This is a genomic window from Pedobacter sp., assembly GCF_035566355.1.
Classification (GTDB): domain Bacteria; phylum Bacteroidota; class Bacteroidia; order Sphingobacteriales; family Sphingobacteriaceae; genus Pedobacter.
The window spans coordinates 1-11,049 of the sequence record NZ_DATMRL010000557.1 but is presented as its reverse complement, the minus strand read 5'-3'; the positions used below and the strand labels follow the sequence as shown (position 1 = coordinate 11,049).

9 protein-coding genes and 1 pseudogene are annotated in these 11,049 nt (G+C 42.2%); 5 read left to right on the top strand and 5 right to left on the bottom strand.

Annotated elements, in window-relative coordinates; genetic code table 11:
* Positions 1-293, bottom strand: a pseudogene (locus VNZ46_RS21875) (DUF1343 domain-containing protein); the annotation flags it as partial.
* Positions 294-372: 79 nt separating this feature from the next.
* Between VNZ46_RS21875 and VNZ46_RS21870 the strand changes: the two are divergent.
* Positions 373-1,593 carry an ABC transporter permease gene (locus tag VNZ46_RS21870; protein WP_325562589.1) on the top strand — a complete coding sequence of 407 codons (1,221 nt, stop codon included), beginning with the start codon at positions 373-375 and terminating at the stop codon, positions 1,591-1,593.
* Between the two features lie 2 nt (positions 1,594-1,595).
* Here VNZ46_RS21870 and VNZ46_RS21865 read toward each other — a convergent pair whose 3' ends face one another.
* From VNZ46_RS21865 to VNZ46_RS21850, 4 genes are all read right to left on the bottom strand, one after another.
* Entirely contained in the window at positions 1,596-3,113 is a 1,518-nt protein-coding gene (locus VNZ46_RS21865; RefSeq protein WP_325562587.1) for a glycosyltransferase family 39 protein, read from the bottom strand.
* A gap of 108 nt (positions 3,114-3,221) precedes the next feature.
* On the bottom strand, positions 3,222-5,630 hold the full coding sequence (locus VNZ46_RS21860) for an alpha/beta hydrolase family protein (protein ID WP_325562585.1): 2,409 nt from the start codon (positions 5,628-5,630) through the stop codon (positions 3,222-3,224).
* Positions 5,631-5,720: 90 nt separating this feature from the next.
* Complete coding sequence (locus VNZ46_RS21855) at positions 5,721-6,167, bottom strand: DUF2059 domain-containing protein (protein WP_325562583.1); 447 nt, start codon at positions 6,165-6,167, stop codon at positions 5,721-5,723.
* Between the two features lie 157 nt (positions 6,168-6,324).
* Entirely contained in the window at positions 6,325-7,791 is a 1,467-nt protein-coding gene (locus VNZ46_RS21850) for a PLP-dependent aminotransferase family protein (protein WP_325562581.1), read from the bottom strand.
* 522 nt (positions 7,792-8,313) lie between these two features.
* Between VNZ46_RS21850 and VNZ46_RS21845 the strand changes: the two genes are divergently transcribed.
* From VNZ46_RS21845 to VNZ46_RS21830, 4 genes are all read left to right on the top strand, one after another.
* Positions 8,314-9,132: a hypothetical protein gene (locus VNZ46_RS21845; RefSeq protein ID WP_325562579.1), complete on the top strand. Its 819-nt coding sequence runs from the start codon at positions 8,314-8,316 to the stop codon at positions 9,130-9,132.
* A 155-nt stretch (positions 9,133-9,287) separates the two neighbouring features.
* Positions 9,288-9,773 (top strand): MauE/DoxX family redox-associated membrane protein, encoded by a 486-nt coding sequence (locus VNZ46_RS21840; RefSeq protein WP_325562577.1) that lies wholly within the window; start codon positions 9,288-9,290, stop codon positions 9,771-9,773.
* Between the two features lie 118 nt (positions 9,774-9,891).
* Positions 9,892-10,518, top strand: a complete 627-nt coding sequence (locus tag VNZ46_RS21835) for a hypothetical protein (protein ID WP_325562575.1) — start codon at positions 9,892-9,894, stop codon at positions 10,516-10,518.
* A 172-nt stretch (positions 10,519-10,690) separates the two neighbouring features.
* A partial coding sequence (locus tag VNZ46_RS21830; protein WP_325562573.1) for a MauE/DoxX family redox-associated membrane protein occupies positions 10,691-11,049 on the top strand: 359 nt, incomplete at its 3' end.

Here is an 11,049-nt window from a genome sequence, read left to right as displayed (position 1 = left end):
CCTCTTTTCAGCAGGCTGTCTACAGAATTTTCCTGGCCAATTATCGAAGTCGGGTTCACCACCATACCTACCCGTTTTCCTTCCAGTAAAGGAAGGTACAGCTCCGTTTGCTCTGCACCTGTACGGATACCCTCCACAGGAACCTGCTTATGCTTCTTACCCATAGGTACAGGCTGGACACTATAGGTGGCCAGGGTATCAGAATGGAATTGATCTGGTGTTTTTGCTGCACAGTTTTTTAAGGCAAGGGTGCTTAAACTCAGGTATAATAACAGGGATGCGGTGGCTTTCATCGGGTTTCTTTTTTAATAAATATGCTTTAAATCCAAATCAAATAAGCATTTTTGCTAAGTTACTATTTATTGCAAAACATTGAATATAGAATATTTCATAGCCAAAAAGATCTCTGTAAAAGCAGAGCGCACCTTTTCCAAACTGATTGTACGCATTGCCATTTCGGGCATTATGCTCAGTTTATCGGTTATGATGCTGTCTGTAGCCATTATCAAAGGCTTTAAAACCGAGATCCAGGATAAAGTAAGAGGTTATGTTGGAGACATCCGGATCTTTAAACTAGACCTGAACAATTCGTTTGAACTTTCCCCATTTGCCCCCAGTGCAGAAACGCTGAAAGCACTCAAAAATAATCCACAGATAGAATATTTTCAGCCTTATTCTACTAAACCAGCCATTATATCTGCAAATGATGAAGTAGAAGGCATTAATTTCAAAGGCGTAGATTCCAGTTATCGCTGGGACTATATCAAAAGCCACCTGGTGAGCGGACGGGTCATGTCTTTTAAAGACAGTGTTCAATCCAATTCGGAAATTATGATTTCCAGTTATACCGCAAGCCGTTTGAAACTCAAAGCCGGCGATTCCTTCATTATGCACTTTGTACAGGATCCTCCAAGGAAACGTAAATTGACGATCGTTGGAATTTATGACATTGGCGTAGAAGAGATCGATAAGAGTTTTGTGATTGGGAACCTCAACGTCATCCGCCGTCTCAACAATTGGAAAGCCAACGAAGTTGGCGGTATAGAGGTGCGGGTTAAAGACTTCTCTAAAATTGATCAGATTGCAGATGGCATTTATGATCACCTGGATGCCCGTCTGAAGTCAGAATCGGTAAGAGACTATTATCCGAATATTTTCTCCTGGCTGTCCATGCTCGATGTGAATACTCGTGTCATGCTCATTTTAATGATGATTGTTGGTGTAATCAATATGATTACTGCATTGCTGATCATGATCCTGGAAAGGACCAATATGATCGGTGTACTTAAAGCCTTTGGTATGAGTGATTTCAGTATTATGAAGATTTTCTTGTACAATGCTGCCTACCTGGTGGGTATTGGATTGCTGCTTGGAAATGTCCTGGGGCTTGGACTGGCCTATTTTCAAAACCACACCCATATCTTCACCCTCGATCAAAGTTCTTACTACCTGAAATATGTTCCGGTAGAGATCCATGCAGCCGATGTTATTTTACTCAATGTGGCTACCCTGGTGATCTGCCTTATCGTTCTGATCCTGCCTTCTTTACTGGTCAGCAAGATTTCTCCGCTAAAAGCGATCAGGTTTAAATAGGCCTAGTTTAAAGCAGCTATTCTTTTTCTGAGTAAAAGATTAATATCGGTTTTGGGTTCTTCCAGCAAAAGAATATAAGTTCCTTTTTCCCTGGCATACGGGTTTTCAATGCTGCCCATAACTGTGATCTTATGGAACAAAGCTTTCTCATTGGGATTACCTTGATTGGCAGCCGAGTTTTCCTTGATACAGATCACCTTATCATACGCCTTATCCAGATCAAACCAGTTTTTGTAATCGGCATTAAAAGATACCGCATCTATGTTCTTGTACCTGGAATAAAAATTAATAGCACCTGCCTCGCCGTAATTGTCGCAGATCACCAGTACATGTTTTTTATCTGCTACACCAGCATATACCCGGTCTACTTTTTCAGCCAGTTCTCTCCAGCCCAGCATATCCGCATAATCCTGGGGTAAAGGATGATCTTTCCCGTCTTCCCACCTGGACACCCCAAATTTTTTATCTACAGCTTGCTTTTTAATAATTTCTTCAGGGCTGTAAAGCGGCAAGGTAAGTTTTGCAAAAGAAGGAAACACGAGCAGTGGGAGTACTATTGCTACCGGTCTTAGCCGCCGGGTCCAGCCCTTGCTGCACAATTGTTCCAGATAGACCGTTCCAAAACCCAGCAATACGGGAATCAGTCCAATGGCATAATAAGGCTTAGCTTGAAAATAAGAAAAGATCAGCAGGGTGAAAATATAAGAGAACAATACAAAACGATAAGGGCGGAAAGCGGGGTAGATGATCAGAGCTGTCAAACCCGCGATCATGACAAAGTCTGCTCCGGCAAAGAACAGCAACTGTTCCTTAAACAAGTCCATCCGGTTCATATTGACCAATTGTGTGGCCCTCAGTTCTGCCATATGTTTAAGTACAGGAAGATGATGTTGAAACTGCCAGATCAGATTGGGTGAAATGAGCAGCAGCGCTAAAGCCAGGGCGAGGTAAAAATCTTTCTTTAAGAACCACTTGCGTTGTTCTCCAAGCAGCAATGCAGGTAATAAGCCGAACACCAGGAACAGGATATTGTATTTGTTCAAAAAGCCAATTGCAAATACAGCAGCGGCAGCAAAAAGCCAGTTGCGGTGTTGGGTATTGGTATATTTAATCAACGTATAATACAGCATTGTCCAGCAGAGGTAATCCAGGGAATTAGGCTGGTAGAGCGAATTGATCCTGAACAATATAGAAAAGGTTGTTGCAATTGCGCCCAATATCAGCGCAAACCAGCCTCCCTTCAGCTCTTCTATAATCTTCCAGACCACCCATGTGGTGAGGGCACCGTATAATGCAGGGAAAAATTTCAACCAGAAAAGGGTATGGTCAGACGCTAACATTAACCAGGATGTCCAGGAGGTTAGTGGTGGAACAGAAGTATAACCCCAGGCCAGGTGTTTTCCAAGGTCAAGATGTAGAAATTCATCTCTTTGCAGATCGTAAACCGGATGAATGACGAAGTATTGAATGATGAATTTTAACAGGATAAACGACCAGAGGACAATGGATTTCTTTGACATAGCAACAGCTTAAATGGAATACACCTGTTAGACAGCGTTATATATGTAATATTACATATAACGAGAAGAATTTGCATAAAAAAAGCGGCTGATATAGCCGCTTTCTTATTATTTAGCATTCTTTACGTATTTATCCAGCCAACTGTTCATTTCCCAGAGCATGTGAAGCAGATTTTCCTTGCCTCTGTAGCTGTGCGCTTCATAAGGAAGAGAAACATATCTTGTTGTACCACCAAATCCTTTGATAGCATTGAACAAGCGCTCACTATTGATCGGGAAAGTACCCTGGTTGTCGTCAGAATCTCCATGGATCAGCAATAATGGAGTTTTGATCTTATTCGCATAACTGAAAGGACTCATCTGGTAATACAATTCTGGTGCATCCCAGTAAGTACGGTCTTCGTTCTGGAAACCAAAAGGTGTTAAGGTTCTGTTGTAAGCACCACTTCTGGCAATACCCGCCTTAAACAAATTGGTGTGGGCCAGTAAATTAGCGGTCATAAATGCACCGTAACTGTGGCCGCCAACCGCAACACGGTTACGGTCTGCAACCCCCATATCTGCCAGTTTATTGATGGCCGCCTCCGCATTCATTTTCAGCTGATCTACAAAAGTATCGTTTGGTTTTTTACCCTCGGCAGCAACAATTGGCATCTCTGCATTGTCCAGAACAGCATAGCCCTGCGTTACCCAATAAATAGGCGAGGCCCAGCTGATGGTCGTAAACTTGTCTTTAGAACCGCGGATTTGTGCCGCATCTGCTGCAGAGTTGAATTCTCTGGGGTAAGCCCAGATCAGTAACGGAAGCGGTCCGTCTTTAGATTTGTCATAGCCTTTAGGTAAATACAAATGACCAGTCAGGTCTATGCCGTCCGCACGTTTATAGGCTACTTTTTCCTTAATTACCCCGTTCAGTTCAGGATAAGGATTGCTGAAATCGGTAATCTGACGGTCTGCAACGCGGAGTACCAGGTTTTTGATCAAGTAATTCGGCACCTCTTTCTGAGATTCGCGTCTGGTCAGTAAAACCAGCTTAACCGGATCAATCACATCTTCAACATATTCAAAAGTACCTTCGGTACTTCTCCACAAGATTTCGTTCTTTTTGCTGGCCAGGTCAAACTTGGCCAGAAAAGGTAAATCTCCCTTTGGAGAAGAACCTGTTTGGTTGTTCATCAGCATTTTAGTGCCGTTATCTACCGTTTGGATCACATATTTTCCATATTTGTTCCTGGTCAGTACCGGATCTCCCGGATCATTATAAGCATCGGTTTGATTTCCTTCGTATAGGGTTTCCAGTTGACCGCTTGTGGAATTGAAACGGCTTGTCCGGAAAGTTTGTTTACTGCGCAATCCTTCCTGTACCAGGGCTAAATTCGCATCGCCCCAGGTGGTACTGCGATAACGGGTCTGAGTTTTGAAGAGCTCTTTTGCTTTTGCAGTAAAAGGTGCATTCAGCGCATAAACGACATCATGAAAAGGCACCTGTTTCTTGATTAGCCCACTGTCCAAAGGCTCGGCCCAAACAATAGTAGCTGCTTCATCCGCACGCCATTCAAAGCCTCTTGGTACGTTCTGCAGGTTGTCGTATCCGGACGGTGTACCCTCTGAAGAAGGAAGTTGTGCCAGTTCTTTAACTATCTTTCCATTCAGGTCTGTAATTTCTACTACAGAAGGAAAACCTCCTGCAGATACCAGGTAAGAAAATGGTTTTCTGATCTTGCGTTGTAACAAGTAGGTCTTACCAGGAGAACTGCTTACACTTAGGTAAATAGCAGGCTTTCCAATCGGAGATTCCTGACCATTGCTGTTTTTCACCAGCTGCGAGGTGGCATAGAACTCGAAAAGCTGTTCATCATAAGGTGTTTTGATCAAATCCTGGATAGTGGCGCTTGGCGAAACTTTGCCCAGATTTTGTTGCACTGCAGGGCCTTTTGGCATTAAAGATTTAGCAGGGGCTTCAGTTGCAGGTCTTACAATCGTTCTGTATAAGATCGTATTGTTGTCCAGCCAGCTGATGCCGCTTCCAAGAATAACATTCAGGTGTTGTTTGTTCACCTTAGTTACTTTAGCTGTAGCAATGTCAATAACATACAGATCTACACCAGTTGCTGTTGTATTGGTGAAAGAAATCTTGGTTTCGGCAGGGTTCCAGTTCACATAACCAGCAAATAATGGTGCAGGAAGGCCAGCTAGAGCCAGGGTTTTACCAGTTTTGATGTTTTTAAGGGTAAAGCCATTGATGAAAGTCTGTCTGCTGAGCGCGAAATTTCCAGGGTTGATGCGTAGCCCTGCGATCCGCAATTCGGGCATAGCCAGTTCTTCGACAGAAGGATAAGAGTTCCTGTTGCTGAGCAGCATCCATTCTGCTTTGCTGTCCAGCCGGACAGAAGGTGTTGGCTTAGCCAGGAGCAGATCTGCCATAGCTTTTGGAGGCGTTTGATAATTTACTGCATCCTGAGCAAAAACACCACAGGATGCAGTAAGGAGAAAAAGGTTGAGTAAGAGTTTCTTCATGCCTTACGAATTAGTCAATTGGTTAATTCGTAAAAATAATGAATGAGGCAGGGAATCCGCCCTATTCTGTATCAAATTCTTGATACAATCCTAGTAGCCCCTATCTTTCAGCTTATCCGCCACCTGCTGACCAATCTTTTGACCCCATTGTTGTCCAATTTGCATAGATTCCTGCATGATCAGAGGTGATTTTTCTGCAAATTTCTTTCCTAAAGGAGTATTGTAAAAGCTGGTCAGGTCATTAACGTCCTGAATCGTCAGGTGTCTTTGGTAAACAGGCACCAGCATGTCGGTCAGTTCTGTTACTGAAATTTTTAACATTTCAGTTTGTAAACTCTCCCAAACTTCTGCAGGGACCTCGCTTTTTTGTTCTTTCATCATGCTCATCATTTTTGAAATAGCAGCCTTGTAAATGGCTTCAGCACCAGAGGCTTGCATCATCTTTCCCAGAGCGGTTTTGTAGGCTGTGTTGTCCTGGCTAAAGGAAACGCTGGCTGTAAGCAGTAAAAAGGAGAAAATTAATAGCGTTCTTTTCATCTGGTTTATTTTATTTTTTTAGTTGTTAGATGGAGCCTTTGATGATTAAAATAATTATTGCCCTGCGTGCTTAATCATTATTTTAATAATATCGGGTTCATAAAGTCTTTTGGAGTTTGTTTTTAAAATTAGACGGGTTCAAGATAACAAATTGGGGTCAATTGTCCCTGGAATTAAACTTTTCTTTGATCAGTTTAGCCGGCTCTTCTGCTTCCTTTACATCCCAGGTACCATAGCCCAGCCTTATATTGGTTACGCCGGTTCCCGGCATTTGACTGCCCACAGGATAGGGAATTTCGATACCCTGGTTCTCAATGGCCTGCATATAACCCAACAGACTTTCAGCATGTCCAAATTCCAGCCAGAGGCTTAAACCGCTGTCCGGGGTATAAATCTCCGCAATTCCGTGCAGGTAATTCTGCATCTCCATACTGATCTCATACCGGTGGATTTCTTTCGCCATTCTTGCTTTTTTTGCATATTTCCAAAGTTCTCCGCTCCGTAAAATATCTGCAATGACTTTCTCTTCAATGATGTTCCGGTAACGGAATGGTTCCATGGGTACCTTTTTCAGCAACGCAATAAATTCTGCCGCTGCGGCGATGACCCTGGTGTTTTGCATATAAGGTGTGAGCAGGCTCAGCACCCCGAGATATATAACATGCCCTTTGTGGTTGTATCTCACCAATGGGATATAGGGTTGAGGTTTGTACCAGAATTCATGGTATTCGTCTTCCTCCAGAAGGTAGAATTGATGTTCTTTGGCAAGACTAATGAGTTGCCTGCAAATTTCCGGACTCAGGTGGTTGTTTTCAGGATAACCACATTGTGGACGTACATGGAGTACTTTGATTTTTGTATGCTGCAGTAAGTCTGATAGTTGATCTATGAAGGTTGGGTCTACAGTGCTCAAGGCCATTGTTTTTGCACCAGATTTGTCCAGAGCTTCCTGGAGAACAAGGTCTTGAGGAGCTGTACTGATGGCAGTGTCTCCAGGTTCTATCAGTACGTTAAGCAAGGCATCCAGACTTTCCCGCCTGCCCATAATCACCTCTAAAGATTGCGGTTGAAGGTTAAATCCACGCATCACATTAAAATGGGTAAGGATGGCATCCTTAAAATCGAAGCCTTGCGCATCGATAACCTGCTGGATTTGTTTTACATTTTGGTAGCGTTTGGTATGGTATCGCATGTATTTGTAATACAAGCTTACCGGGAAATAATAAGGACTGGGAATGTCAAAGCCTATAGTTGTAAAGTTTTGCTTTGGTTTTTCAGGATCCTGAGGTAATGGAGCTGGTGATCTGAGTCGGACTGGTAAACGATCAATAGCTGCCGAAGCCGGATGGAGCGGATCATGGCCCGGATAAGTAGGGGATACAAAAATACCTTTTCCCGGCCGGGCGATCACCCAACCCTGTTCCTGGAGCTTATTGAATACACGTAAAATGGTGTTTCTGTTGATGCCGTTTAACTGGGCAAGTTCCCGGTAAGGCGGTAAATAGGTATTAGGCAGTAAAATACCTTCCTGTATGTTTTCAATGATGAATTCATACACTTGTGCCATGTAGAACCCTTCCATTAGATCAGGTATTCTCCACAACTGAGAGTCAATTTTTGTCATTTTTTTGAGATGAGATTAACTTAAATTTTAGCAAATTGAGCTTGATGATTTTCAAGACAAAAGAGGATCGGAAACTGGCACAGTATGTATAATTTAGACTGGCCTACCTAAAAGTATTTTTCAAATTAGAACTTTGCTGAGTGTTAAATTAATAAAATTTTGTTGAAGAGGCTAAAAGAGAAGAGAAATTTTTTGTAGAGATTAAAGTTAGGGGCTTTATTTTTTAGAAAATCGACACTCTTTGAATTTAGACAGACAAAGCCAGGCCGTGGTATCATACAAGGGAGATGATACCCGGCTTTTTTTATGAGTTTTAAGTTAATTAATTTAATTCGAGGCCGTAACAAGATCAGGAATGGTCTGGTCCTCGTTCGTATTCCGGGCAGACTTACTCCGGAGTGAGTCCGGAGTAAGTCCGGGTTTTTCCGTAAAAACCCGGACTTACTCTGCTCTAACTGGGTATTAACTCAGGAGTAACCAGGCTGTAACATAGTATATACTTTAACCAAAATATAAATCGAAATGGCAAGATTTGATGGGAAACATTTAAGGGGCCTGGTAGGCCCAACAATTTCAAAGGTACACCGGGGCAAGCAGATCATACAATCAAAAGCGGTTACGCCTAAAAGTGCACGTACTAAAGGTACAAAAAATGCAGCAACAGTTTTTGGCTATGGAAGTAGCCTTGCTTGTGCCATAAGGAAAGCGTTTAACACGGTTGTTGCGGGTTTTCATGATGGAGATATGAACACCAGGTTTCTTACGGAAGTATTGCAGTCGTTGCGCCAGGCTTTAGACGAGAAAACAAACCGGGTGATTTTGGAGGAACTAAATTTTGCTGCACTGGATGGTTTTGACTTTAATCTTGGTTCCCCTTTAAAAAAATCCTTATTGGTAAAGCCAGAAGTGGCGCTTACAGGGAATATTTTACAGATTAAGCTCCCGGAGCTGCAATTGCCGCAAGACCTGAGATTTCTTAAAGGTGCTACGCATTGCAAATTGAACTGTACTGTGGTGTCTTTTGATCTTAAAAACGAGCGGATGCTAATGCACGAGGTACAGACCGCGGATATCTCTTTTACAGATAAAACCTTAGCGCCACAGCAATGGACATTTGAAGCCGAGCCTGGTTGTTTAACGGTACCGGTTTTGTCATTGGCTTTTATGAAACATAAAATGGGAGGCCTCGTGATTATGAACAACGAGAAATTTAGCCCGGCGGCCATTTTAGAGACTGTTTTTAGCAGCGGGGAAATCGACGAAGCGATAACAAAAAAATGGCAAAGGATGAGATTTTCTCCAAAGTATATAAGACGGAAGTCTATAATTTACGAAGATTAGTCTTTTGTCAACTAACTGGCACAGTAGTAATTAACTGAACTGGCATAGCTGAAATTTCATCTCTGCTATTGAACTTTATGTTGAATTAAATTAACAAAAATTAGTGGATACTATAAATGAAAACTCAGCTGTCAATAAACTTTCTTCGGGGAATTATGATCCGAAGCTTTAATTTTAGGAAACTTAATGACTTTGAATTTTTTGTATTTAAACGAAAGAGGTCATATAGCCTGGTTATAGGCCTGATCTCGCTGCTCTTTTTTCTCCTGTTTCTTTATGCTGGTCTAAGTGCACTTTTCCATAGTGAGCAGTTCCAGACCCAGATGTCCAGGTTGCCCGTACTTGGAGATTACGCAGGTATTCTGAAATGGTTGATTCCGGCTTTGGAACTTTTGATTTGTATATTACTGATCCGTCCTGGAAAAAGAAGATTTGCCTTATACGGTTGTTTGGCCTTAATGACTTTGTTTTCAATTTATATCATGGTTATGCTGAATTTTAGTTCGGTTATTCCCTGTAGCTGCGGAAGTGTTTTGTCTGCCTGGAGCTGGGAAAAGCAATTGATCTTTAATGTGGCAGGCGTGATTTTGGCCGCAGCAGGAATTTGTTTGCATTCTGTGAGTAAACATTCTGATGATTAGAATATTGGCCTAGTGCGTATTTGCACTGCTGGCCTAGTAAAAAGTCTTTTTCAACACAGAACTTTGTTGTAGCTATACAGCAAAATTTTGCCATATACAACGCCCCCAATTTACACCTATGAATTACTATGTAGAAGATTATAAAAGGGAATTGATCACCCGCTACGTACTGCCTGCTTTCGGACAGCTCGTAAGTGCTGAAGAAAGCAAGATCAATGAAATCGTGAAACGATGTAGGCTTCACAATGCGGTTAAATATCAGCAGCTGGAAAGTCCCGGCCCGGGATGGGAGGGGCATTTGCTGTTTTCTATTCAGGCAATGGTACATAGCTACTATTATAGTATGGATAAAAGCTGCAGGTACGGCACTAATATCTGGAACAAATGCAGGTTCATATTTAATGATTCCGGACTGTTGGATGGAGAACCGAGAACCGACTATATAGAAATACTGGAGAGTGGGGAGGTGCTGTCGGTCAGCTACGCTGATCTGCTGGATTTAATGGAGTATTATCCTGATATCAATAATGCCATACGGATATTGGCAGTTCGACAAGGGGTGCAGTACCGTAAACGCAATGCCTTGTTACTGCAGGCCCCAATGGAACGGGTGAAACAGTTTATTGCCGAAAACCAGAGCTTCATTTATTGTACCAGTCAGGAGGTTCAGGCCTTACATGTAAATCTGACCAGGGTGGGCTATGTACGGCAATTGGAAAAGCTGAACAGCTTAAAATTAATCTAAAGCATTTTTTGGTTTTTGCTATGGTATTGATCCGTAGTAGGTAAAGTGTGTATTTGTATACAGCGGGATTGTATACGGGTATACATTTTTTCTGTATATGGGTATATAACACTGCCTTGCTTTTCCTGGCGAAATTTGGGTAATCAAAGTAATTGTTATGAACTCTATGAAAATGAACTTTATATCTGACTGTTGTTTTAAAATTCTCGCAAACAGGGGCAAGATTGGCCGTGGTGTAATCGTAGAAGTTATATCCGGCCTTTTTTTCTTATTGTTCCTTTATGCAGCAACCAGTAAGTTAATGGATTATGATAAATTTCAGATCCAGATCGGCAAGTCTCCAATCTTGACAGATTTTGCCTGGGTGTTGGTTTGGCTGGTGCCAGCTGTTGAGATTGGCGTTTGTTTGTTGCTGATCTTTCCACGGACTATTATGTTGGGTTTGTATGGTTGTTTGTTGTTGATGGCGATGTTCACGGCATATATTATAGCCATTTTGAATTTTAGTGAATCGATTCCTTGCAGCTGTGG

Excerpts from the sequence above, each read along its gene's own strand:
- VNZ46_RS21835 (WP_325562575.1), top strand. The coding sequence starts at position 9,892 with ATGAATTACTATGTAGAAGATTATAAAAGGGAATTGATCACCCGCTAC.
- VNZ46_RS21865 (WP_325562587.1), bottom strand. The coding sequence starts at position 3,113 with ATGTCAAAGAAATCCATTGTCCTCTGGTCGTTTATCCTGTTAAAATTC.
- VNZ46_RS21860 (WP_325562585.1), bottom strand. The coding sequence starts at position 5,630 with ATGAAGAAACTCTTACTCAACCTTTTTCTCCTTACTGCATCCTGTGGT.
- VNZ46_RS21850 (WP_325562581.1), bottom strand. The coding sequence starts at position 7,791 with ATGACAAAAATTGACTCTCAGTTGTGGAGAATACCTGATCTAATGGAA.
- VNZ46_RS21855 (WP_325562583.1), bottom strand. The coding sequence starts at position 6,167 with ATGAAAAGAACGCTATTAATTTTCTCCTTTTTACTGCTTACAGCCAGC.
- VNZ46_RS21845 (WP_325562579.1), top strand. The coding sequence starts at position 8,314 with ATGGCAAGATTTGATGGGAAACATTTAAGGGGCCTGGTAGGCCCAACA.
- VNZ46_RS21840 (WP_325562577.1), top strand. The coding sequence starts at position 9,288 with ATGATCCGAAGCTTTAATTTTAGGAAACTTAATGACTTTGAATTTTTT.